Annotated in this window: 22 protein-coding genes; 19 read left to right on the forward strand and 3 right to left on the reverse strand. The window is 53.0% G+C overall.

Annotated elements, in window-relative coordinates:
- Window positions 1–116 precede the first annotated feature (116 nt).
- From pilM to trpS, 11 genes are all read left to right on the forward strand, one after another.
- Window positions 117–956, forward strand: coding sequence for a pilus assembly protein PilM (gene pilM / locus UC14_RS21595; RefSeq protein WP_013573611.1), 840 nt, complete (start codon window positions 117–119; stop codon window positions 954–956).
- Window positions 956–1,519: a PilN domain-containing protein gene (locus UC14_RS21600; RefSeq protein WP_112198411.1), complete on the forward strand. Its 564-nt coding sequence runs from the start codon at window positions 956–958 to the stop codon at window positions 1,517–1,519. The genes pilM and UC14_RS21600 overlap by 1 nt, the downstream gene beginning before the upstream one ends.
- The gene (locus UC14_RS21605) at window positions 1,516–2,376 is read left to right on the forward strand and encodes a pilus assembly protein PilO (protein ID WP_112198412.1); all 861 of its coding nucleotides are present in this window, start codon (window positions 1,516–1,518) and stop codon (window positions 2,374–2,376) included. Before UC14_RS21600 ends, UC14_RS21605 begins: the two co-directional genes overlap by 4 nt.
- The gene (gene hofQ / locus UC14_RS21610) at window positions 2,376–3,638 is read left to right on the forward strand and encodes a DNA uptake porin HofQ (protein ID WP_112198413.1); all 1,263 of its coding nucleotides are present in this window, start codon (window positions 2,376–2,378) and stop codon (window positions 3,636–3,638) included. Before UC14_RS21605 ends, hofQ begins: the two co-directional genes overlap by 1 nt.
- 348 nt (window positions 3,639–3,986) lie before the next feature.
- Window positions 3,987–4,508, forward strand: a complete 522-nt coding sequence (aroK, locus tag UC14_RS21615) for a shikimate kinase AroK (RefSeq protein ID WP_014333540.1) — start codon at window positions 3,987–3,989, stop codon at window positions 4,506–4,508.
- A gap of 57 nt (window positions 4,509–4,565) precedes the next feature.
- Window positions 4,566–5,648, forward strand: coding sequence for a 3-dehydroquinate synthase (gene aroB / locus UC14_RS21620; protein WP_112198414.1), 1,083 nt, complete (start codon window positions 4,566–4,568; stop codon window positions 5,646–5,648).
- Between the two features lie 127 nt (window positions 5,649–5,775).
- Window positions 5,776–6,825 carry an SPOR domain-containing protein gene (locus tag UC14_RS21625; protein ID WP_112151928.1) on the forward strand — a complete coding sequence of 350 codons (1,050 nt, stop codon included), beginning with the start codon at window positions 5,776–5,778 and terminating at the stop codon, window positions 6,823–6,825.
- A gap of 82 nt (window positions 6,826–6,907) precedes the next feature.
- Complete coding sequence (dam, locus tag UC14_RS21630; RefSeq protein WP_013573618.1) at window positions 6,908–7,723, forward strand: adenine-specific DNA-methyltransferase; 816 nt, start codon at window positions 6,908–6,910, stop codon at window positions 7,721–7,723.
- Window positions 7,724–7,773: 50 nt separating this feature from the next.
- Window positions 7,774–8,451, forward strand: a complete 678-nt coding sequence (rpe, locus tag UC14_RS21635) for a ribulose-phosphate 3-epimerase (protein ID WP_014333544.1) — start codon at window positions 7,774–7,776, stop codon at window positions 8,449–8,451.
- The gene (locus UC14_RS21640) at window positions 8,444–9,142 is read left to right on the forward strand and encodes a phosphoglycolate phosphatase (protein WP_013573620.1); all 699 of its coding nucleotides are present in this window, start codon (window positions 8,444–8,446) and stop codon (window positions 9,140–9,142) included. Before rpe ends, UC14_RS21640 begins: the two co-directional genes overlap by 8 nt.
- A 1-nt stretch (window position 9,143) precedes the next feature.
- Window positions 9,144–10,160 carry a tryptophan--tRNA ligase gene (gene trpS, locus UC14_RS21645; RefSeq protein WP_112198415.1) on the forward strand — a complete coding sequence of 339 codons (1,017 nt, stop codon included), beginning with the start codon at window positions 9,144–9,146 and terminating at the stop codon, window positions 10,158–10,160.
- A 79-nt stretch (window positions 10,161–10,239) separates the two neighbouring features.
- Here trpS and cysG read toward each other — a convergent pair whose 3' ends face one another.
- The 3 genes from cysG to nirB all read right to left on the reverse strand — a co-directional run bounded on the left by cysG (window position 10,240) and on the right by nirB (window position 14,625).
- Window positions 10,240–11,634 carry a siroheme synthase CysG gene (cysG, locus tag UC14_RS21650; RefSeq protein ID WP_112151927.1) on the reverse strand — a complete coding sequence of 465 codons (1,395 nt, stop codon included), beginning with the start codon at window positions 11,632–11,634 and terminating at the stop codon, window positions 10,240–10,242.
- A 91-nt stretch (window positions 11,635–11,725) separates the two neighbouring features.
- Window positions 11,726–12,076 carry a nitrite reductase small subunit NirD gene (gene nirD / locus UC14_RS21655; RefSeq protein WP_112198416.1) on the reverse strand — a complete coding sequence of 117 codons (351 nt, stop codon included), beginning with the start codon at window positions 12,074–12,076 and terminating at the stop codon, window positions 11,726–11,728.
- On the reverse strand, window positions 12,073–14,625 hold the full coding sequence (gene nirB, locus UC14_RS21660) for a nitrite reductase large subunit NirB (RefSeq protein ID WP_112198417.1): 2,553 nt from the start codon (window positions 14,623–14,625) through the stop codon (window positions 12,073–12,075). The genes nirD and nirB overlap by 4 nt, the downstream gene beginning before the upstream one ends.
- A 223-nt stretch (window positions 14,626–14,848) precedes the next feature.
- On the opposite strand from nirB, the gene UC14_RS21665 reads away from it, so the two are divergent.
- From UC14_RS21665 to UC14_RS21700, 8 genes are all read left to right on the forward strand, one after another.
- A complete protein-coding gene (locus tag UC14_RS21665; RefSeq protein ID WP_013573625.1) occupies window positions 14,849–16,132 on the forward strand; it encodes a cytosine deaminase in 1,284 nt (427 codons plus the stop codon).
- 145 nt (window positions 16,133–16,277) lie between these two features.
- A complete protein-coding gene (gene ppiA / locus UC14_RS21670; RefSeq protein WP_013573626.1) occupies window positions 16,278–16,844 on the forward strand; it encodes a peptidylprolyl isomerase A in 567 nt (188 codons plus the stop codon).
- Between the two features lie 141 nt (window positions 16,845–16,985).
- Entirely contained in the window at window positions 16,986–18,509 is a 1,524-nt protein-coding gene (locus tag UC14_RS21675; protein WP_037033645.1) for a helicase HerA-like C-terminal domain-containing protein, read from the forward strand.
- A gap of 243 nt (window positions 18,510–18,752) precedes the next feature.
- Window positions 18,753–19,958, forward strand: coding sequence for an aldose 1-epimerase family protein (locus UC14_RS21680; protein WP_013573628.1), 1,206 nt, complete (start codon window positions 18,753–18,755; stop codon window positions 19,956–19,958).
- A gap of 97 nt (window positions 19,959–20,055) precedes the next feature.
- The gene (locus tag UC14_RS21685) at window positions 20,056–20,226 is read left to right on the forward strand and encodes a YhfG family protein (protein WP_013573629.1); all 171 of its coding nucleotides are present in this window, start codon (window positions 20,056–20,058) and stop codon (window positions 20,224–20,226) included.
- Entirely contained in the window at window positions 20,216–20,818 is a 603-nt protein-coding gene (locus tag UC14_RS21690) for a putative adenosine monophosphate-protein transferase Fic (protein ID WP_112198418.1), read from the forward strand. Before UC14_RS21685 ends, UC14_RS21690 begins: the two co-directional genes overlap by 11 nt.
- A gap of 76 nt (window positions 20,819–20,894) precedes the next feature.
- A complete protein-coding gene (locus UC14_RS21695; protein ID WP_013573631.1) occupies window positions 20,895–21,470 on the forward strand; it encodes an aminodeoxychorismate synthase component II in 576 nt (191 codons plus the stop codon).
- Between the two features lie 123 nt (window positions 21,471–21,593).
- Complete coding sequence (locus tag UC14_RS21700) at window positions 21,594–22,811, forward strand: aspartate aminotransferase family protein (protein WP_013573632.1); 1,218 nt, start codon at window positions 21,594–21,596, stop codon at window positions 22,809–22,811.
- The last annotated feature ends 431 nt before the right edge of the window (window positions 22,812–23,242 follow it).

The following is a 23,242-nucleotide window of genomic DNA, read 5'->3' on the forward strand; positions in this document are numbered from 1 at the left end:
ATTTCCCATTAAGTGTCAATTGGGCAGTTTATAAACAACCGCGCGGTAGTATAAAGGCAAGCCAGCAACATGGATACGTTCTTTTATTTACCTGACGATATGGAGATTGGGCGAAAATGCGACTACAAGCATGGCAGGTAGGTCTGGATATTCAAGCCGGTTTTGCCCGTGCGATCGCCGTTCAGCGGCGGCGTCATGGCTGGCAATTACGTCACTGGTGGCAGCATCCTTTGCCTCCTTTCACATTGCGGGAGGGGATATTACATGAGACCGCGCCGCTGATCGCCCTTTTATCGTGCTGGCGAAAAACGCTGCCGACGTCTTTTTCATTACGAATAAGCCTTCCTGCACAACGTATTATGCAACAGCGAATGGCCGCGCCCGATGCCCGGTTGGGTGAGCCGCAGCGCAGTGCGTTTATTTTCGCTAACGCCGCGAAACAATTCCCCCTCGGCATGGAACATCTGGTGATGGACTACCGGGCTGATCCTCATGGTGATAATCAGTTGGTGGTTACAGCCGCAAGGCAGCAGGAAATTGAACAGTGGGTGCGATGCATGGCGCAGGCACGGTTGTTCCCGGATGCTATTGAACTGGCCCCTTGCGCACTTCAGATGGCGGCCTGTGCTGCCGGCGTTCCGGGTGATGCATTGCTGATTCATCCCCTTGACGATGCCTTTCTCTGGGCTTCGCCGCACAGCTTGCCGTTCCAGTTTGGCTTGCTGGATCACGCAGAGGCCATGACTGAAACCTCAATTTCTCAGAAGATCCGCACACAGTATCGCGCGGCCGCATTATGCCACGCGGAGGACTATTTCAGTGGCGAATCGCCATCTGCGGTAATGCAATGCTGGTCGCCATTAAGCGCAATCGCGCAATTGTCCGCGCCTTTGCCTGCGAATCCCGGTGCATTTGCGCCCGCCGTCGGGCTGGCTATTCGTCAGGCGGATTACTGATGCTCCAGGTCAATTTATTACCGTGGCGAAAGCTGCGCCGTCAAAAGCGGATGCGTTGCTGGCTGAAGATTTTCGTTTCGTTTCCGGTCTCTGTGGTGGTCTGTGCCTGGCTTCTGGCCGCTTTCATTGCGCAGGAGCGGACGTTATTGCAGGTGAAGCTGTCAGCGCTAAATTCAGGCATTCAAAAGATTATGCTTCAGCAGCGTCGTGTGGAGGCCGCTTCAGCACAGGTAAAGGTTCTGACTGAAGCACGCCTTTTGAGCCACCAGCGTGTGCAGCGGAGCCGGGACTATCTGCAATTATTGGAGCTGCTGGCGTTAAAGATGCCCGAAGAACTGTGGCTGACTGAGCTGACAGAACATCAGGGAATGCTGACGTTAAAAGGCGAGGGACGGTTGTACCACGACATTCTGGCATTGAGCGACATGCTGTCGGCAGGAGACTTGCTCAGCAAGGTCAGTCTTTCTGATGTACAGCAACAGCCCAACCAGAATCTGAGCTTCGTGATGAAAACGCAGTTTCGCGCTGAAAGGCCACTGCCTGCGCCGGAAGTACCGCAATGACCGGTTTTCTATCAGAGCGTATTGAACCGCTGATGGAAAAACCCGGCTGGCAGCGGGTATTCATTCTGACCGCATGTTTAGTGATGATGGTTTTAACGCTGTATCAGTTCGGATTGCGCGGATTATGGCAGCAACAGGAAACCCTGAAACGGGAGATTGACATCGCACAACAGACCCTTTCCCTGGCTCAGGTGACGCTAATGCGCATGATTCCACTGGAAAGACTGGAGCAGGAACTGGCCGGTAATGCGACATCACTGCGCAAAAGCCTGCCTCTGGAGCAAGCGTTTTCCCGGCCACTGAAAGACTCTCAGGCGGTGCTGATTCGCTGGCAACCCGTTTCGCAACCGAAACAAGAACCGCAGGGTGAATTGCAATTGCAGGTGACTTTTACCGAACTGATGCATTTTCTTCATGCGCTGTTGCAACGTCCCGAACAGCCTGCGTTTAGCGAGCTGAATCTGCATACCACCGGTAGTGGTGGGATGAAAGCATCAGTGTTACTGACACAAACTGCGCCAGCGGCGGAGTTTGTTAGCGGTGTCGTCGCGTCGAAAGCCGTGCGTGATCCGTTTAATACGCCACAGACACCCGACTGTGCTGGTGTTTCTCCGTTATCTGAATGGCTGTTAAGCGGGATTTCAGATGTCGGAGGGCAACGTTATGGCTGGCTGCTTTCTCCGCAGGGGCGCTGGAATAAAGTCGAAACAGGTTCACTCGTTGGGATGCCGCAATGGACGGTTGAAGTGCTCAGCAGTGTGCAGGTTGAACTTAGCCTCAGTGACGCACGTTGCGGCTTACAGCGTCAGATTATCAGGCTGGGTAAAGGTAATGATTCTCCAGGGAAAGGAAAATAATGAAATACGTAAATAAACGGATTGTGCTGTTTTTGCTGTGTTTATGTCTTAGCCCGGTGAAAGCCGGTACGCCACCGCTGATTTCGCTGGAGTTTCAGTCCTCGCCGGTCGGCTTGGTATTGCAGGCGCTGGCGGATGCCCGGCAACTGAATCTGGTCACCGCACCGGGTTTGGACGGGCAGATAAGTGTGAAACTCAAAGATGTGCCGTGGCAGCAGGCGCTCGACATCATTCTGCAAATGAACCATCTCACCAGTCAGTTGCAGGGCAACGTTTTATTGGTGTCGCCTGAAGAAGACCCGCAGGTTGTACAACAGCGGATAAAAGATGCCGCCGATCAGCAGGCGCTGCAAAGCCCGCTGATCAGCCTCACCGTCCCTTTGCAATATGCGGATGCGAAAGAGACGGCGCTTAGCCTGAACGCTCAGAAAGGATCGCTGTTGTCGCAAAAAGGCAATGCTTCTGCAGATACCCGCACCAATACGCTATTGTTACGTGACACGCAGGCGGCGCTGGATGTGGTGGCACCGTGGGTAAAGGAGATGGATTTACCCCTCCAGCAGGTCCAGCTGGCGGCGCATATCGTCACCATGAACAGCGAAAGCCTGCGCGAACTTGGAGTGCGCTGGGGATTTACCGGGGAGGAACCCATTACAAAAGCGGTGCGCATGAACAATTTCAGTATGGGAATGCCGGTCGAAAATCCGATATTTACTGCCGGCTTCAATCTTGCACACATCAGCGGGCGGATCCTTGATCTCGAACTGACGGCGCTTGAGCAGGAAGATAAGGTCGATATTATTGCCAGCCCGCGGCTGCTGACGGCGCATATGCAGACTGCCAGTATTAAACAGGGAACGGAAATCCCGTATCAGGTTTCCAGCGGGGCGAGTGGCAGCACGTCGATCGAATTCAAAGAAGCGGTGCTGGGAATGGAAGTCATGCCGAAAATTCAGCGTGACGGGCGTATTCAACTGGCGTTGCAGATTAGCCAGAACATGCCGGGGCGAAGTATCAAACAGTCCGAAGGCGAGGCGCTGGCGATCGATAAGCAGGAAATAAAAACCCAGGTGACGGTAAAAAACGGGGAAACGATCGTACTCGGCGGGATATTCCAGCGTAAAAACCAAAAAACGGATACGAAAGTCCCTGTCCTGGGTGACATTCCGGTGGTCGGTTCTTTGTTTAAACACCAATACACCAATGAACAGCGGCGTGAGTTGGTGATTTTCATCACTCCGACCTTAATCCTCACCCGTTAAATGGGTATTCTTACCCCTTGTAAATGACTTAATAACGTTGAGCGCATGCAACTTTTTGTGTTGCAAGAGGCTTCTGAGTTTGACGCTGCCGTCGATTTAGCTTACAAGGGTTACCGAATTGAGCACCGTGATCTTTTTATTACGACAGACACGCCGATAAAAACGTACGGTTTCCCTCCTGCGGCGTGCAAAGTGATTTATTCGGTTGCCAAACTACCAAGAGTGTTGAGATAATTTTTTTCTGATCTCGCACTATATCGCTCATGAGGTTTCAGTTTAGGTCCCGCCGCTAATTTGATTGGCGGGGCGGGTTATCATCAACGAATTGTCTTAGTAATACCGAAAAACATGGCAGAGAAACGCAATATCTTTCTGGTTGGGCCTATGGGTGCCGGCAAAAGCACTATTGGTCGACAGTTAGCTCAGCAACTCAATATGGAGTTTTTCGACTCCGATCACGAAATTGAGCGACGTACCGGAGCTGATGTGGGCTGGGTATTTGATTTGGAAGGCGAAGACGGATTCCGCGACCGCGAAGAAAAAGTGATCAACGAACTGACCGAAAAACAAGGCATTGTTCTGGCGACAGGTGGCGGTTCCGTGAAATCACGTGAAACCCGTAACCGTTTGTCAGCGCGTGGCGTTGTCGTCTATCTTGAAACTACCATCGAAAAACAACTGGCGCGTACACAACGCGACAAAAAACGTCCATTATTACAAGTGAGTGCTCCGCCGCGTGAAGTGCTTGAAGCACTGGCGAGAGAGCGCAATCCTTTGTATGAAGAGATTGCCGACGTCACTATTCGTACCGATGATCAAAGTGCCAAAGTCGTTGCTAACCAGATTATCAATATGCTGGAAAGTAACTGATTATTGGTGTCCATCATTGCCTGAGGGTGTCAGTTAAAGAAGGTCACAGAGCACGACATGGAGAGGATTACCGTAACGTTAGGGGAGCGTAGCTACCCCATTACGATTGCTGCCGGATTGTTCTACGATCCGGCTTCTTTTATGCCGGTAAAGGCAGGCGATCAGGTCATGATAGTGACCAATGAAACCCTTGCCCCTCTCTATCTGGATGCAATTCGTTCAGTGCTGGAGCAGGCAGGCGTTCGTGTTGATCAGGTCATTTTGCCTGATGGTGAACAATACAAATCCCTGACTGTTCTAAATGACGTGTTCTCCGCGCTACTCGAAAAGCCGCACGGACGTGATACGACTCTGATCGCTCTTGGTGGTGGCGTAGTCGGTGATTTAACCGGCTTCGCTGCAGCCAGTTATCAGCGCGGTGTACGCTTTGTTCAGGTGCCAACCACGCTGCTTTCTCAGGTTGATTCCTCCGTTGGCGGTAAAACAGCGGTAAACCATCCGCTCGGAAAAAACATGATCGGCGCTTTTTATCAGCCTGCGTCGGTGGTGGTTGATCTCGACTGTCTGCGAACTCTGCCTGCCCGTGAAATGTCATCGGGTCTTGCGGAAGTTATCAAATACGGCATTATTTTGGATGCTGATTTCTTTGTGTGGCTTGAAGACAACATGGATGCTTTACTGGCGCTGGATATGAATGCGCTGGCGTATTGCATCCGTCGTTGCTGCGAGCTGAAAGCCGAGGTTGTGGCTGCCGATGAACGTGAAAACGGACTGCGCGCCTTGCTGAATCTGGGCCATACTTACGGCCATGCTATTGAAGCAGAAATGGGTTACGGTAACTGGTTACATGGCGAAGCTGTGGCAGCTGGAATGGTGATGGCGTGTTATACAGCTCATCGCCTGGGGCAGTTCAGTCTGGGTGATATCGCCCGGGTGAAAGCCCTGCTGACCCGCGCAGGTTTGCCTGTGACGGGCCCCGAAGTTATGGACGCGCAGTCTTATCTGCCGCACATGATGCGTGATAAGAAAGTACTGGCTGGCGAGCTGCGTCTGGTTTTACCGAAAGCAATTGGTCAGTCTGAAGTACGCTCCGGCGTATCGCATGAAATGGTGCTGGCTTCGATTGAAGATTGCCGTTAAGACTGTGGCCATAATGATGGCCAGATAACGACCGATTTTACGTTTGCCAGCAAAGCTTTATATTTTTAGTCAGGATAGTTGCTCCGCGTAAAGCCTCTTGAGGCTTTTGCCGGGTTGGAGGTTTTAGATGGATGATTTAACACCGGAAGACGATCTCAAACCAGACACCAGCGATCGCCGCCCACCGCGCGCGCGCAAACCGTCTCCTTCCATTCCAAAAGTCGCTGTATCCCGTCAGTACGTGATGATCGGCATCGGGATTGTGGTGCTGGTATTGCTGATTGTCGGTATCGGCTCAGCCATGAAGTCACCTTCCTCCAGCCAGCCTGCTCAGCAGACCAATGGTCCGAAAGACATCAGTCTCTCAGGTAACGATGCTGCGGCACCTGCTCAACCTTCTGCTCAGGCTCAGGCTAATACGGCGCAAGCCGTAGACGGTCAACAGCCAGCTGATGGCCAGCAACCGAAGAGTATCGGTTTACCGCCAGTTTCCCCGACACCAACCGAAGCCGAGCCTGTTCCCAATAATGGTCAGGCGAAAGAACGTGTCGATTTGCCGGGTGATATGAGCGATGCGCTTTCTTCCCAGCAAAATCAGGTCGATGGCGTGGCACAAGGCAGTATGGCACCTGCGGCTCAGTCACTGACTTCTTTGCCGACCGCACCAGCGACCGTCAACGGTTCAGCTCATACTCAGGCGCCGGCAGGTTCTCAGCCGTCAGCCACCCATGTACGTCCGGCACAGTCTTCGCGTAATGCGCAGCCTGCTCATACCTCGAAACAGGCTGAGCATAAGACATCAGCAACGGCGTCGCATACCGCGAAAACGCCGGCAACCAAATCCTCCGCGTCACCTGCTCCGGTTGCCTCTGCACCGGCAACAGCTTCTGGCAGCACATCTGCCATTAAGTCTGCGCCAGGTACGCACTTTACCCTGCAACTGAGCGGCGCTTCTCAGTCCAATACACTGAATGCGTTTGCAAAACAGCAGGGCCTGAAAAATTATCTGGTTTATCAGACCGCCCGCGACGGGAAGCCGTGGTTTGTACTGGTGAGTGGTAACTACGCTTCTTCTGCAGAAGCCAAACGTGCTATTTCCAGCTTGCCTGCGGAAGTTCAGGCGAAAAAACCGTGGGTCAAGCCTGTACATCAGGTACAGCAAGACCTGAAAAAATGAAACTGATCTCAACGCGATTTGCTGTCTAAAAACAGGATACAATCCGCGGCTGTGAATTGTATATAAGTAGCTAACTGACGGCATGAAGAAGAACCGCGCGTTTTTGAAGTGGGCTGGCGGCAAATACCCGCTGATTGATGACATCAAACGTCATCTTCCGGTGGGAGATTGTCTGATTGAGCCTTTTGTTGGCGCGGGCTCCGTATTTTTGAATACCGAGTATGACGCTTATATTCTGGCGGACATCAATAGCGACCTGATCAATCTCTACAACATTGTGAAGACACGCACTGAAGAATTTGTGCGTGATGCTCACGTGCTTTTTACGCCAGAGTTTAACGAATCAGATCGTTTTTACGGCCTGAGGGCTGAGTTTAATGCCAGCAGCGATACTTATCGTCGCTCGGTACTTTTCCTCTATCTTAACCGCCATTGTTACAACGGCCTGTGTCGTTATAATCTCAGTGGCGCGTTTAATGTGCCTTTCGGGCGTTATAAAAAGCCTTATTTTCCTGAAGAAGAACTCTACTGGTTTGCTGAAAAAGCGAAGAATGCAGTATTCGTGTGTGAGCATTATCAGGACACGTTGCTGAAAGCGCAGTCTGGCTCGGTGGTTTATTGTGATCCGCCTTATGCCCCGCTTTCTGCGACAGCAAATTTTACGGCGTACCACACCAACAGTTTTAGCATGGATGATCAGCGTAATCTGGCTCGTCTGGCGTATCAGCTTTCCAATGAGAACGATGTGCCGGTGCTGATTTCCAACCACGAAACACCACTTACGCTGGAATGGTATGCACAGGCGAAACAGCTGCACCGCGTGTCAGCGCGCCGCACTATCAGCAGTAAAGTTGCCCAGCGCAGCATGGTGAATGAACTTTTAGCGCTATATCGCTGATTACCGGCCAAGCGGTGATCATCGGATAAACCTATCGTTTGGAGAAGCGGATGAAACAGTTTTTGATTGCACCGTCCATTCTGTCTGCTGACTTTGCCCGTTTGGGCGAAGACACAGCGAAAGCTCTGGAAGCGGGCGGAGATGTGGTCCATTTTGATGTGATGGACAACCACTACGTCCCCAATCTGACGATGGGGCCAGCCATTCTTAAATCACTGCGTAACTACGGCATTACCGCGCCGATCGATGTTCACCTGATGGTCAAACCGGTTGATCGTCTGATCCCGGATTTTGCCGAAGCCGGTGCCTCTTACATTACTTTCCATCCCGAAGCGTCCGAGCATGTTGACCGCTCCCTGCAGCTGATTAAAAGCCATGGCTGTAAAGCCGGTCTGGTGTTTAACCCGGCAACCTCCCTGAGCTATCTCGAATACGTGATGGATAAACTCGACGTGATCCTGCTGATGTCGGTGAATCCTGGCTTCGGCGGGCAGTCGTTTATTCCGGGCACACTGGATAAACTGCGTCAGGTTCGCAAGATTATTGATGCCAGCGGTTATGACATTCGTCTGGAAGTAGACGGTGGTGTGAAAGCCGAAAATATCGGCGAAATCGCCGCTGCCGGTGCAGATATGTTTGTCGCCGGTTCCGCTATCTTCAATCAGCCGGATTACCGCACGGTGATTGACCATATGCGCAGTGAACTGGCTAAGGTCTCCCATGACTGAAATTCTCGCCGCCCGCGGTTTAGGTTTTGACCTCGACGGTACGCTGGTCGACAGCGCGCCGGGTCTCTCTGAAGCCATGGATATGGCGCTGCGTGATTTCAATTTACCTGTCGCAGGCGTTGAGCGTCTCAGTACCTGGATTGGCAATGGTGCTGACGTGATGGTTGAACGTGCCGTTCGCTGGGCCGAAGGTGATTTGTCGCCAGAGTTTCTGCAGAAAGTGCGCGATAAATTCGATCACTATTATGCCGATACTGCCGCAGGTGGCAGCCGTTTATACCCGCAAGTCAAAGAGACGCTGGCTGCACTGGCCGCAGCCGGGCTGCCAATGGGGCTGGTGACCAACAAACCCACGCCTTTCATCGCGCCTTTGTTGCAATCGTTGGGTATCGACAGCTATTTCACGGTCGTGATTGGCGGCGACGATGTTGTGGCGAAAAAACCGCATCCGGCACCGGTCTACATGACCCTGGCACTGCTCGGATTGCGCGCCAGTGAAATGGTTTTTGTCGGTGATTCTCGCAATGATATTCATGCTGCGCAGGCCGCTGGTTGTCCGTGTGTGGGCATGACTTACGGCTATAACTACGGTGAAACTATCGCGCTGACCAAACCCGATCGCGTACTGGATAATTTCGCCGACCTTTTGCCCACTTTAGGGCTGTTATCTTTAAAAGATCAGGAAGCATAAAATGAGTAAACCCATCGTATTTAGTGGCGCACAGCCCTCAGGCGAATTGACCATTGGCAACTACATGGGTGCGCTGCGTCAATGGGTCAAAATGCAGGACGATTACGAATGCATTTACTGCATCGTCGATTTGCACGCGATCACCGTGCGTCAGGATGCGGAAAAGCTGCGCAAAGCGACGCTGGACACGCTGGCGCTGTATCTGGCGGTCGGCATTGATCCGAAGAAAAGTACCATCTTCGTGCAGTCTCATGTTCCTGAACATAGTCAGCTAAGCTGGGCGCTGAATTGCTACACCTATTTCGGTGAGCTGGGTCGTATGACGCAGTTTAAAGACAAATCAGCGCGCTATGAAACCTCCAACAGCGAAAGCATCACTGCTGGCCTGTTTGATTATCCGGTGCTGATGGCGGCGGATATTCTGCTGTACCAGACCAATCAGGTGCCGGTTGGTGAAGACCAGAAACAACATCTGGAACTGAGCCGCGATATCGCCGCACGTTTCAACGCGCTTTATGGCGATGTGTTTACCGTGCCGGAGCCGTTCATTCCGAAATCCGGTGCACGCGTGATGTCATTGCAGGAACCGACCAAGAAGATGTCAAAGTCGGATGACAACCGTAAAAACGTGATTGGCCTGCTGGAAGATCCGAAAGCGGTGACCAAAAAAATTAAAAGCGCGATGACGGATTCTGAAGAGCCGCCTGTCATCCGTTACGATATTAAAAACAAGCCAGGCGTTTCTAACCTGCTGGATATCCTTTCTGGTGTGACGGGCAAAGCCATTCCTGAGCTGGAAGCTGAATTTGAAGGCCAGATGTATGGTCATCTGAAAGGTGCCGTTGCTGAAGCGGTTTCAGGCATGCTCACTGAAGTGCAGGAACGTTTTAACCGCTTCCGCAGTGACGAAGCTTACCTGCAACAGGTCATGAAAGAAGGGGCTGAGAAAGCCCGTGCCTGTGCCAGCGTGACGCTGAAGAAGGCCTACGAAGCTATTGGCTTCGTTACTCTTCCCTAATTTCTGCTTTGGCCGTTAAATCAAAACCACGTCTTTGGACGTGGTTTTTTGCTTTCAGATCCTCAGTAAACCGCTGTGCTCAATCCGATGGCATCGCTACGGTTTCGCTGGCAAACCAGTTGAGTTTCTGACGTAAGCTCACCACGCTGCCGACAATAATCAGACTGGGGCTTTGCACCTTTTTCGCCAGATTTTCGAGCTCTGTGAGCTTCCCTGTCACCACTCGTTGTTGCTGGCTGGTGCCGTTTTCTACCAGTGCGACAGGCGTTTCTGCTGCCAGGCCATTCTCCAGCAACCGGCGCTGGATCTCTCCGGCCTGCGTAAGCCCCATATAAAACACCAGTGTTTGCTGAGTTTGCGCCATGCAGGCCCAGTCTAAAACTCCATCCTGCTTCGCATGGCCGGTGATCAGCCGCACGCTTTGCGCGTGATCGCGGTGGGTCAGCGGAATACCGCTGTAAGCGGAACAACCGGAGGCCGCCGTGATGCCCGGCACCACGGAGAACGCGATGCCTGCGGCTTTCAGTGCTTCCAGTTCTTCGCCGCCACGACCAAAGATAAACGGATCGCCCCCTTTGAGACGGACAACGCGTTTGCCCATCTGCGCCTGTTCCAGCAGGATTTCATTGATGCGCTCCTGCGGCACACAATGGTGTCCGGCACGTTTGCCCACGAAAATCCGCTCCGCGTCGCGACGTGCCAGATTAAGCACGCTGTCAGAAACCAGCCGGTCGTAAACCACCACGTCGGCCAGTTGCATCTGTTGCAAGCCTTTGAGCGTCAGTAATCCGGCATCGCCCGGTCCGGCGCCGACCAGAATCACTTCGCCATGTTTATCCACGGGCTCGCGGAATAACCCTTCAAGATATTCGTGGCTTTGCGCGTTGTCATTGTTCGCCAGCGACTGCGCCAGGCGATGATGATTAAACAGTTTTTCCCACCAGCGACGGCGCTCAGAAGCATCAGGAAAATGTGTTTTTACCCGCGCCCGCAATCCGCCCGCGACCTGTGCCAGTTTGCCCAGATGCTGCGGCAGAATGGATTCCAGACGTTCGCGCAGCAAACGCGCGAGTACCGGCGCATTACCGCCGGAAGACACCGCGATCATCAGCGGAGAACGGTCAATGATCGACGGCATGATCACGCTGGCACTTTCCGGCGCATCGACCACGTTGCAGAACACGCGGCGGTGATCTGCGGCTTCGCTGACTTCCTGATTCACCAGATCGGAATCGGTCGCAGCGATCACCAGCCATTTTTCATCCACCAGCAGCGGTGAAAATTCACCGCGTAACAGGCGGACTTTGCCTTCATCTGCCCAGATCTGAAATTGCGGCGTAAAGGTGAGGGCGTTCACCGTTAGTTTTGCGCCAGCTTCCAGCAGCAAACGCGCTTTACGCTCTGCAACATCACCGGCACCGACCAGTAAGCAGGCTCTGTTTTTTAACTGACAAAAAAGGGGCAGGTAATCCATAGATAATATTCTCTGAGGCGGCGTTCTTTGAAATAGCGTTCTTTGGAATGAATAATAACGCCGCCCGGAGGCGGCGTGGAAGGCGCGGCGTTTAGCCGATTTCAGCCCGAAGCCTGGCGGTGTTGATTTCCACATTTCCGTTCTGTACGCGGACCTCGTAAGCCGGAATCGAATACTGCTCGTCTTCCATGCAGACACCGTCGGTCAGGCGGAAATGCTGTTTTTTCAGCGGACTGGCTACCCAAAGCTCGCCCTGATGTTCAGCGATAATCCCGCGTGACAGCACGCTGGCCTGTGCGAAAGGGTCGATGTTCGACAGCGCAAAAATCTGCTCATCAGCATAAGGACGAAACAGCGCGACCTGCTGATCGCCTGCCAGTGCGCAAACACCGCATGCAGGCAGGATCTGGTCGACAGAACAAAGCGTTAACCATTGGCTCATAATACTTCCTCCCCGTCGGCGATTTGTCTTACCGGGATACGTTCGTCAGGACGCGCCGGACGATGTTGCTGACGCTCACCGACGAACTGCACGTTCGGGTCACGCTGGCTGCTGTTGATAAAGTGACTGAAGCGGGTTTGCGCCGCCGGATCGTTCAGCGTTTCCTGCCATTCACAAACCGCTGAGTCGCGCAGGCGTGTCAGTTCGGCTTCGAGCTGGTCGTTAATTCCCAGTTTGTTATCGATGATGACTTTACGCAGGTAGTCGATACCGCCTTCGAGATTGTCCATCCAGACCGAGGTACGTTGCAGTTTATCGGCAGTGCGGATGTAGAACATCATGAAACGGTCGAGATAACGCAGCAGGGTGTCGTTATCCAGATCGGCGGCCAGTAAATCACCGTGCCGTGGTTTCATGCCGCCGTTGCCGCAGACATACAGGTTCCAGCCGTTTTCCGTGGCGATAATCCCGACATCTTTGCCCTGTGCTTCCGAGCATTCACGGGTACAACCGGACACGCCAAATTTCATTTTGTGGGGCGTGCGGATGCCTTTGTAGCGGTTTTCCAGGCTGATGCCGAAACCGAGGCTGTCGCCCACGCCGTAACGGCACCAGGTGCTGCCGACGCAGGTTTTTGCCATACGCAGGGCTTTGGCGTAGGCCTGACCGGTTTCGAAGCCGGCGTTAATCAGTTTCTGCCAGATGGCGGGTAAATCGTCCTTTTGCGCGCCGAACATGCCGATACGCTGCGAGCCGGTAATTTTGGTGTAGAGATTGTATTCAGCTGCGATTTCACCAATTGCCTGCAAGCCTTGCGGTGTGATTTCACCGCCCGGCGAGCGCGGTATAACGGAATAGGTACCGTCTTTTTGCATGTTAGCAAGGAACACATCGTTGGTATCCTGCAATGGCGTGTGCTGCGGTTTCAGCACGTAATCGTTCCAGCAGGAAGCCAGCAGCGATCCGACGGTCGGTTTACAGACTTCACAACCGTAGCCTTTGCCGTATTTATTCAGCAAGTCGTCGAATGAGCGGATACCTTCCACGCGGATCAGGTGATAAAGCTCCTGGCGCGAATAGGCGAAGTGTTCGCACAGATGATGGTTAACTTCGATGCCTTGTTTGCTGAGTTCAGCATTTAGCACCTGCGTTACCAGCGGGATACAGCCGCCGCAACCGGTACCGGCTTTGGTCGCCGATTTTAGTGCCGCCACGGTGTGACAACCGCCCTGAACCGCTTTGATGATATCGCCTTTGGTGACGTCAAAACACGAACAGATTTGCGCGCTTTCCGGCAGGGCATCGGTGCCAATCACCGCGCCACCGCTGCCTGCGTGAGCGGGCAGGATCAGCGCATCGGGATTTTCCGGCAGTGGAATACTGTTCAGCACCAGTTGCAGCAGATTGCCGTAATCGCTGGTATCACCGACCAGCACGGCACCGAGCAGCGTTTTATTGTCTTCGCTGACCACCAGGCGTTTGTACAACGCTTTGGTTTCATCCAGATAAACGTAGCTGCGTGCGCCCGGCGTGCGGGCATGCGCGTCGCCGATACCGGCCACATCCACGCCTAACAGTTTCAGTTTGGCGCTCATGTCTGCGCCGGTGAAGGCGTTATCGCGACCGAGTAAATGATCAGCGGTGACCTGCGCCATTTTGTAGCCCGGTGCCACCAGACCGAAAGTACGCTGATTCCACGAAGCACATTCGCCGATGGCGTACACATCCGGGTCACTGGTCTGGCACTGGTCGTTAATCACAATGCCACCGCGCGGAGCGATCTCTAAATCACACTGGCGCGCCAGTTTGTCCTGCGGACGGATACCGGTGGAGAATACGATGAAATCGACTTCAAGGAAGGTGCCGTCGGCGAACTCCATCGTTTTACGGGCAGACGTGCCGCCCTGAACAATCTGTTGAGTATTTTTGGCGGTGTGGACGCGTACGCCCATGCTTTCGATTTTCTGGCGTAGCTGGCTGCCACCCTGCGTATCGAGTTGTTCCGCCATCAGGCCGGGGGCGAATTCTACCACGTGGGTTTCAACCCCGAGGTTTTTCAATGCACCGGCGGCTTCAAGGCCGAGTAAACCGCCGCCGACCACGGCACCGCGTTTGCTACGACGGGCGCAGGATTCGATGGCATGTAAGTCTTCAATGGTGCGGTAAACGAAGCAATCCTGACTGTCAGAACCCGCGATCGGCGGCACCCACGGGTAGGAGCCGGTGGCGATAATCAGTTTGTCGTAATACACCGTGCGGCCGCTGCTGGAATGAATGACTTTTTCACTGCGGTTGAGCGTAATCGCCCGTTCGCCAATCAGCACATTGACGTTATGTTTTTCGTAGAATCCTTCGCGAACCAGCGACAGTTCTTCGGCAGTATGATGTGAAAAATAAGAGGAAAGATGGACGCGGTCATAGGCCACGCGCGGCTCTTCACAAAATACCGTGATATCGAACTGGCCCGGTTCTGCTTTATCCAGTAAATCTTCGATAAAGCGATGGCCGACCATGCCGTTGCCAATAATCGCGATTCTGACTTTGCTCATAATTGCCTCAATATTGATTTTCTGAGGCTAAACATAACCCGCGCGTAACAGGGGGTATTGATGCAAATCAAGCCAGTTCCAATATACTCCTTAGGGGGTATTTGACTGATTTTATTGGGTTTTTGCGTAACCTTTCGATTTATAAACACTTTCAGGCTATTGTTCTAAGATTGGCTTTAACATCACCGACAACGCAGTCTTACTAAAAATGATGAGGTAACGCGTGACGAAAACTCTTTTGCGTACCGTGAAAAATGTACGGTTGCCTGACCGGGAAGGGTTGTGGCAGATAGATATCGAAGGCGGCGTGATACGCCAGATTGTCCCTCAATGGGATAATGCCGACTATGGCGAGCATATCCTGGATGCTGAAGGGGGGTTGGCAATCCCTCCTTTTATCGAGCCGCACATTCATCTCGATACCACTCAAACCGCCGGTCAGCCAGCATGGAATCAGTCCGGTACGTTATTTGAAGGCATTGAACGCTGGGCAGAACGCAAGGCGCTGTTGTCGCATGAAGACGTCAAACAGCGCGCCTGGCAGACACTAAAGTGGCAGATAGCCAACGGCATCCAGCATGTGCGCACCCATGTGGATGTGTCTGATCCGACGCTGACGGCACTCAAAGCCATGCTGGAAGTGAAAGCTGAAGTCGCGCCGTGGGTCACGCTGCAAATTGTGGCGTTTCCGCAGGAAGGCATCATGTCGTACCCGAACGGCGAAGCCTTGCTGGAAGAGGCGCTGAAGCTGGGCGCTGACGTCGTCGGTGCGATTCCCCATTTCGAGTTCACCCGCGAATACGGTGTGGAATCGCTGCATAAAACCTTCGAACTGGCGAAAAAATACGACAAGCTGATCGACGTCCATTGCGATGAAATTGACGATGAGCAGTCGCGTTTTGTCGAAACTGTGGCCGCGCTGGCCCTGCGTGAAAACATGGGCGCGCGCGTTACCGCCAGCCATACCACCGCGATGCATTCCTATAACGGCGCGTACACTTCGCGTTTATTCCGCTTGCTGAAAATGTCAGGTATCAACTTTGTCGCCAATCCGCTGGTCAATATCCACCTGCAGGGACGGTTTGACACCTATCCGAAACGCCGCGGTATTACGCGTGTGAAAGAAATGCTGGAGGCGGGGATCAACGTCTGTTTCGGCCATGATGATGTGTTTGACCCGTGGTATCCGCTCGGCACCGCCAATATGTTGCAGGTACTGCACATGGGGCTGCATGTCTGTCAGCTGATGGGATATCAGCAAATTAATGACGGGCTGAAGCTCATCACCACCTACAGCGCCCGCACTATGAATCTGCAAGGTTACGGTCTGGAAAGTGGCTATGCTGCCAGCCTGGTGATCCTGCCAGCACAAAGTGGTTTCGACGCGGTGCGCCGCCAGACACCGGTACAATATTCTCTGCGCGAGGGCGTACTGATCGCGCAAACACAGCTGGCAAAAACCCTCATCCATCTTGATGAAGATCACGCTGTGGATTTCAACAGCTAAGGCAGTGAAAAATATGATGTAATATTCTGAAATAATTGGAATATTTATTCCCAAGCGTAAATAAAGGTAAAGGTCTGGCGCTAAGCGTAAAGCCTCTTTAGAATCAGTGGGATCTGTTGTTTGTATTCTGAAGAAAGGAACCGTCATGTTTAAACGTACTTTAGTGGCCCTGACTGCGCTGCTATCCCTGACTGCAATGGAGCCTGTTCTTGCGGCCGCCCAAACCCATGTCATGCTGACCACTTCAGCGGGGAATATCGAATTGGAACTCGACAGTGCGAAGGCACCGGTTTCTGTGAAGAATTTCGTTGATTACGCTCAGAGCGGCTATTACAACAACACCATTTTCCACCGCGTGATCCCGGGCTTCATGGTGCAGGGTGGCGGTTTTACGGCTGACATGCAGCAAAAAGCGCCCAAAGAGCCGATCAAGAACGAAGCGGACAATGGCCTGCGTAACCTGCGCGGCACCATCGCCATGGCGCGTACTGCCGATAAAGACAGCGCGACCAGCCAGTTCTTCATCAACGTGGCAGATAACGCCTTCCTCGATCACGGTCAGCGTGATTTCGGCTATGCCGTATTTGGTAAAGTCATTAAAGGCATGGATGTGGTAGACAAAATGTCTCAGGTCAAAACGGATAATGTCGGGCCTTACCAGAACGTGCCGACGACGCCGATTGTGATCCTGTCTGCGAAAGTGCTGCCTTAATTTTTCAGCCCTTCCTCCAGAATACTGTTTTTCTAAGCCTCCGGTTCCGGGGGCTTTTTATTGCCTATTTATTGACGCCCCTTTGATGAGACTTATAGTTTTATAGAAAGCTCCCCGCCTCCCACTTTCAAGGACAATGAAATGAGTGAAGCCCGTCTGATTGCCAAAGCCATGAATGAAGGTAAACCGGTACAGGATCTGGTGATCCTTCCTGCGCTGGCGAACCGACATGGACTGATTACCGGCGCGACCGGTACCGGTAAAACCGTCACGCTGCAACGAATGGCCGAGCAGTTTTCCCGTATCGGTATTCCGGTTTTTCTGGCCGATGTGAAAGGGGATTTATCCGGTATTGGTGCTGAAGGTGTGGCGTCGGAAAAACTCGCCGCGCGGTTGAATGATATTGGCGTGACGGACTGGCAGCCGCAGGCATGCAGCATTATCCCGTGGGATATCTTTGGTGAAAAAGGCCATCCGATCCGCGCGACGATTTCTGACCTCGGGCCGCTGCTGCTGGCGCGATTGCTCGATCTTAATGACGTGCAAAGCGGCGTGCTGCAACTGGTGTTTAAGATTGCCGACGACAACGGCTTGTTGCTGCTCGATATGAAAGATTTGCGTGCCATGGTGCAGTTTACCGGTGATAACGCTAAACAGTTCCAGACGCAGTACGGCAATATTTCTTCCGCTTCCATCGGCGCCATTCAGCGAGGCTTGCTGACGCTGGAAGGTCAGGGCGCAAATCAGTTCTTCGGTGAGCCGATGCTGGATATTAATGACCTGATGAAAACCGACAAGAAAGGCCACGGTATTATCAACCTGCTGGCCGCGGATAAGCTGATTAATCAGCCTAAACTCTACTCCGTTTTCCTGCTGTGGCTGCTGGCTGAACTTTTTGAGCATCTGCCGGAAGTCGGTGACCCTGAGCAGCCCAAACTGGTGTTCTTCTTTGACGAAGCTCATCTGCTGTTCAATGACGCCCCGCAGGCGCTGCTGACAAAAATTGAACAGGTCGTGCGGCTGATCCGCTCCAAAGGCGTGGGTATTTACTTCGTGACGCAAAACCCGCTGGATATTCCTGACAGCGTGCTCGGGCAGCTCGGTAACCGCGTACAGCATGCCTTACGCGCCTTTACGCCGCGTGACCAGAAAGCGGTCAAAGCGGCGGCGCAAACACTGCGCGCGAATCCGGCTTTCGACGCTGAAACGGCGATCACTGAACTGGGCGTTGGCGAGGCGCTGGTGTCATTTCTGGATGAAAAGGGGCGTCCTGAAATCGTTGAGCGGGCGATGGTGATAGCGCCGGAATCGAAAATGGGCATGACTGGCGACGACGAACGTAACAAAGCGATCAACCAGTCGCCTCTGTATGGTCGCTATGAAGACAGCATAGACCGTGAATCGGCCTACGAAAAAATCACCGCACAAGGTTTCGGCACGATCAACACGCCGCAATCCACAGGCCCGGCCAAACCGGCGGCGCAAACCCCTTCCGGCGGTGGGCTGATGGGGGGACTGAATGAAATATTGTTCGGCAGCACCGGACCACGGGGGGGTAAACGTGACGGTGTGGTACAGGTTGCGGCAAAAAGCATGGCGCGTGATTTAGGTCGTCAGATCCTGCGTGGGGTTCTCGGTTCCATTATGGGAGGCCGTAAAAAGTAACATCCTTCTGCTAACGCGCATAAGCTGAAACGCATCAGCTTATGCGCGTCTCTTCCTGCCTGAGATCTCAGTTTCATTTGCAATTTCTCTCTGAAATTACGATTTTTTGCGAGGTCTGGCACGTTACTGCCTGTCATTTAGCATAAAAACCGCTCAACTTGAAGGCTGTCACGTTTTTCGCCTGCCGGACTTTGTAGGCTGAATTGCTTTTGGGCTAAATCAATTCAGCAAAAAGGGGTTATTGTGAAAAAATTACTCGTTACCGGGATCGTTCTGGGGCTTTTTTCGTGGCAGGCCACTGCACAAACCATCGTGCTGACGGATGCTGAAGCCGGTACAGAACTGGGAAACTGGAAGACTGACAACAAAAAGCTGAACATCGCGGGCGCGGATTTCAGCATCGAACAAAAAGTGCTTCACGGTGGCAAACAGGAAGGGTCAAAAGTCATCACTATTACCAGCAAAGGGCTGACGATTGCACTGAGCCCGACGCGCGGGATGGATTTACTGCACGTGACCGGCGATAACATCCGCTTAGGTTGGGATTCTCCGGTTCAGGAGGTGGTGAATCCGGCCTATATCAACCTTGAAAGCCGTAACGGCGTGGGCTGGCTGGAAGGTTTCAACGAAATGATGGTGCGTTGCGGCTTTGAATGGACCGGACATCCTGTTACTGCTGACGGCATGATTTACACGCTGCACGGTCGGGCGGGCAATACACCAGCCTCGAAAGTGGTGGTTGATATTGCCGATAAAGCCCCTTATGAAATCACGGTGCGCGGCTTGCTGAAAGAAGACACCTTTAAGAAAGCCAAGCTGGAAACCTGGACTGAGCTGCGTTACGTGCCGGGTAGTCATTCGTGGACCATCCACGACACCCTGACTAACCAGTCGGATTATCCGCACGACTACCAGATTATTTATCACAGTAATTTCGGTCAGCCGATCCTTGAGCAGGGCGCCCGTTTCATTGCGCCGCTGAAATCAATTTCTCCGTTCAATGATTACGCCAAAAAAGGTTTAGCAGACTGGCAGACTTACGCCGGGCCAACCAAAGGCTTCGACGAGATGGTCTTTAACATGGTTCCGCTGGCGGATGCACAGGGTAAAACCATTGCTGGCGTAGTGAACAAAGCGGGCAACAAAGGAGCATCGATTGAATTCGATACCCATCAGTTGCCGCTGCTGACGCTGTGGAAAAACACCGACACTCTGAAGCAGGGTTACGTTACGGGTATCGAACCGGGCACCAACTATGCGTATCCGGTCACTATCGAACGTAAACAAGGCCGCGTGAAACAACTGCAACCTGGCCAGAGCACGGTGTTTGAACTGAAATATTCACTTCTGCCGGATGCGCAGGCGGTGAAACAGCTTGAGGATCGCGTGAAAACGCTTCAGGCAGATCATAAAACCGACGTGAACGAGACCCCTATCGCTGTTGAATAATCCGAGTTTAGGGCGCTGAAGCTGGCGCCCTTTTTTCTCTGTCTATACTTAACTCCACAAGGTATGTGCCCGAATGGCTGTACCCAGGGAGGAAATAATGGCGAAGAAACTGACACTCAGGCAGCAGGAAAAACTTTTTCGCGAACGTCAGCGGCAGAACTTTCAGGCCAGTAGCGCGCTGGATGGTTTGCAGGTTGAGGTTATCACGTTAGACAACGAACAAATTTCACAACGCCTCACCGAACTGAGGAAGCACTATGAACGATAAACTCGTGCCCGGTGCCGACCCTTACTATTATACCGGCATCAATGTGCTGAAAAACCGGCTGGAAATCCGTGAAGAACATCGTCTGTTGCAGGCCGAACTCGCATTTACTGCCCTGCGCGCGTCAGCGATGCCGCTTGGGCCTGCGGTGATGGGACTGCCGCATCTGTGTGCGGTGCATCTGTCTTTGTTCCAGGATATTTACGCCTGGGCAGGCGAGTTCCGTGAAATCGATATCTACAAGGATGACACTCAGTTTTGCCATTTCGAATACATCGAAAAAGAGGGCAACGCGCTGATGCAGGAGCTTGAAGAAGAAGAGTTTCTGGTCGGGTTACCCCTGGATAATCTCGCTGAGCGTCTGGCTCACTATTACACCGGCCTGAATCTGCTGCATCCGTTCCGCGAAGGTAACGGACGTGCGCTGCGGATCTTCATCGAGCAACTGGTCATTCATGCTGGCTACGATATTGACTGGTCCAAAGTGGATCGTGAGCGCTGGCTGGCGGCCAATAAAACGGCGGTGTTTGGTGATGAATCCGAGCTGGTGGCAATTTTTAATACTGTTGTCAGTGAAATCCCGGAAGAACATTGATCGACAAAATACTGAGCCTGAGCTGAAAAATGCGTAGAATTGCCCGGTAAATTTTCCGACTTTTACCGGGTACACTATGCTGCTGCTGATCGACAACTACGATTCCTTCACCTACAACCTCTATCAATATTTTTGCGAGCTAGGTGCAGAGGTGAAAGTGATGCGTAATGATCAGCTGACGCTCACCGACATTGAACAGCTTTCCCCCTCACATCTGGTGATTTCTCCCGGCCCGTGTACGCCTGATCAGGCTGGCATTTCCCTGCAAGCGATTGCCCATTTCTCCGACCGTTTACCGATACTTGGCGTGTGCCTCGGGCATCAGGCGATGGCGCAGGCGTTCGGCGCGAGCATCGTCCGCGCCCGGCAGGCCATTCACGGTAAAACATCCCCTGTCCGCCATACCGGCAGGAGTGTCTTTACCGGGCTGAATAATCCGCTGACCGTGACGCGCTACCATTCGCTGGTGGTCGCGCCACAGACGCTGCCCGATTGTTTCGAGGTTACTGCATGGACAGAACGGGATGGTGGTCGTGACGACATTATGGGCATCATGCACAAAACCTTGCCGCTGCATGGCGTTCAGTTCCATCCTGAAAGCATTTTGAGCGAGCAGGGGCATCAGCTTTTGGATAATTTCCTTAAAATCTAATCAGTTAATATTGCTGAAAAAATTACTTACCCATCAGATGCGATTTCTGTTTGCCTGTGTGTGATTTTTTATGCATATTTTGTGATTATATTTTCATATCAATGGTCGTGAGGGAGAAGGGTAATGGCGGAAAAATCATCGGTAGATCGGGGCACATTCGATAAAGTTATTTTGCCGGTTTATTCACCTGCGAAATTCATTCCCGTGAAAGGTAAAGGCAGTCGCGTGTGGGATCAGCAAGGGAACGAGTACGTTGATTTCGCCGGGGGTATCGCTGTGACGGCGCTTGGACATTGCCATCCGGCACTGGTGAAAGCGTTGCACGAGCAGGGCGAAACCCTGTGGCATGTCAGTAACGTATTTACCAATGAACCCGCCCTTCGACTGGCGCAGAAGCTGATCGACGCCACCTTTGCCGACCGCGTATTCTTCGCCAACTCCGGCGCTGAAGCCAACGAAGCGGCCTTTAAACTGGCGCGCTATTACGCTTCGCACCGTCACAGCCCGTACAAAAGTAAGATCATCGCTTTCCATAATGCCTTCCACGGTCGCACGCTGTTCACGGTTTCCGTGGGTGGCCAGCCGAAATACTCCGACGGCTTCGGCCCGAAACCCGCTGATATTGTGCACGTGCCGTTCAACGATCTGGATGCCGTAAAAGCGGTGATCGACGACCACACCTGCGCCATTGTTGTCGAGCCTGTGCAAGGAGAGGGCGGTGTCACGCCTGCGACCAAAGCGTTTCTGCAAGGTCTGCGCGAGCTTTGTGACAAACATCAGGCGCTGCTGGTGCTGGATGAAGTACAAAGCGGCATGGGGCGCAGCGGCAAGTTGTTCAGCTACATGCATTACGGCGTGACGCCGGACATCCTGACCACTGCCAAAGCGCTCGGCGGTGGTTTCCCGGTTTCCGCCATGCTGGCAACCGAAGACGTGGCCTCGGTGATGGAACCGGGCAAACATGGCACCACCTACGGCGGTAACCCGCTGGCCTGCGCCGTCGCTGAGGCTGCACTGGATATCATCAATACGCCAGACGTGCTGGCCGGGATCAACGAGCGCCGCGAGAAATTCATCAGCGCGCTGGAGGCCATCAACCAGAAATATCACATCTTCAGCGAGTTCCGCGGCCAGGGTTTGCTGATCGGCGCCGAGCTTTCTGATGCGTATAAAAACCGCGCCGGAGAATTCCATGCCGCCGCGGCAGAATTCGGATTGATGATGCTGGTCGCCGGACCAAACGTGATGCGGTTTGCGCCATCGCTTGTTATCGACTTCGCGGATATTGAAGAAGGGATGGAAAGGTTTGAGAAAGCCGTGGGGAAAGTTTGCGGGGGGTGATCCCCACGCCCCCGTCTTGAAACGCTTGATCGAGACAATTTCGGTTTCTCACTAACATTTATCACATGGCCTCTCGCGCCGAAACCGACCAAGAGGGAAAAGTGCTTTTTCCCTCTTGGATCTCCCTTCGCTTTTTCACTGCGCGCTGTCGCGGGCACGGCGGACATGTTCTGGCGCATTAGTGTGTGGCGCAAAATGTCATCGCTGCGCGATTCCCGAATTTCAGGCTTCGAGCCATAGGTCTCGAACCGTTCATTCGGTGCCATTTTTGAGCACGCCAATCGACATTTCTAAAAGATAAAACCCTTCTGCTTTTGAATTTAGAATCCTGCGGGCGAATCAGAAATCTTGCTGAACGGAGCGGCTTCGAGACCAGTGGCTCGAAGACCGGGAGAAGGAACCGCAACGCGGCAAGATTTCCAGCCTGTCGC

The sequence above is a fragment of the Rahnella sp. NRRL B-41462 genome (assembly GCF_003263525.1).
Lineage (GTDB): Bacteria > Pseudomonadota > Gammaproteobacteria > Enterobacterales > Enterobacteriaceae > Rahnella > Rahnella aceris.

Coding starts and splice junctions, on each gene's coding strand:
- pilM (WP_013573611.1), top strand. CDS start 117: ATGCGACTACAAGCATGGCAGGTAGGTCTGGATATTCAAGCCGGTTTT.
- UC14_RS21600 (WP_112198411.1), top strand. CDS start 956: ATGCTCCAGGTCAATTTATTACCGTGGCGAAAGCTGCGCCGTCAAAAG.
- UC14_RS21605 (WP_112198412.1), top strand. CDS start 1,516: ATGACCGGTTTTCTATCAGAGCGTATTGAACCGCTGATGGAAAAACCC.
- hofQ (WP_112198413.1), top strand. CDS start 2,376: ATGAAATACGTAAATAAACGGATTGTGCTGTTTTTGCTGTGTTTATGT.
- aroK (WP_014333540.1), top strand. CDS start 3,987: ATGGCAGAGAAACGCAATATCTTTCTGGTTGGGCCTATGGGTGCCGGC.
- aroB (WP_112198414.1), top strand. CDS start 4,566: ATGGAGAGGATTACCGTAACGTTAGGGGAGCGTAGCTACCCCATTACG.
- UC14_RS21625 (WP_112151928.1), top strand. CDS start 5,776: ATGGATGATTTAACACCGGAAGACGATCTCAAACCAGACACCAGCGAT.
- dam (WP_013573618.1), top strand. CDS start 6,908: ATGAAGAAGAACCGCGCGTTTTTGAAGTGGGCTGGCGGCAAATACCCG.
- rpe (WP_014333544.1), top strand. CDS start 7,774: ATGAAACAGTTTTTGATTGCACCGTCCATTCTGTCTGCTGACTTTGCC.
- UC14_RS21640 (WP_013573620.1), top strand. CDS start 8,444: ATGACTGAAATTCTCGCCGCCCGCGGTTTAGGTTTTGACCTCGACGGT.
- trpS (WP_112198415.1), top strand. CDS start 9,144: ATGAGTAAACCCATCGTATTTAGTGGCGCACAGCCCTCAGGCGAATTG.
- cysG (WP_112151927.1), bottom strand. CDS start 11,634: ATGGATTACCTGCCCCTTTTTTGTCAGTTAAAAAACAGAGCCTGCTTA.
- nirD (WP_112198416.1), bottom strand. CDS start 12,076: ATGAGCCAATGGTTAACGCTTTGTTCTGTCGACCAGATCCTGCCTGCA.
- nirB (WP_112198417.1), bottom strand. CDS start 14,625: ATGAGCAAAGTCAGAATCGCGATTATTGGCAACGGCATGGTCGGCCAT.
- ppiA (WP_013573626.1), top strand. CDS start 16,278: ATGTTTAAACGTACTTTAGTGGCCCTGACTGCGCTGCTATCCCTGACT.
- UC14_RS21675 (WP_037033645.1), top strand. CDS start 16,986: ATGAGTGAAGCCCGTCTGATTGCCAAAGCCATGAATGAAGGTAAACCG.
- UC14_RS21685 (WP_013573629.1), top strand. CDS start 20,056: ATGGCGAAGAAACTGACACTCAGGCAGCAGGAAAAACTTTTTCGCGAA.
- UC14_RS21690 (WP_112198418.1), top strand. CDS start 20,216: ATGAACGATAAACTCGTGCCCGGTGCCGACCCTTACTATTATACCGGC.
- UC14_RS21695 (WP_013573631.1), top strand. CDS start 20,895: ATGCTGCTGCTGATCGACAACTACGATTCCTTCACCTACAACCTCTAT.
- UC14_RS21700 (WP_013573632.1), top strand. CDS start 21,594: ATGGCGGAAAAATCATCGGTAGATCGGGGCACATTCGATAAAGTTATT.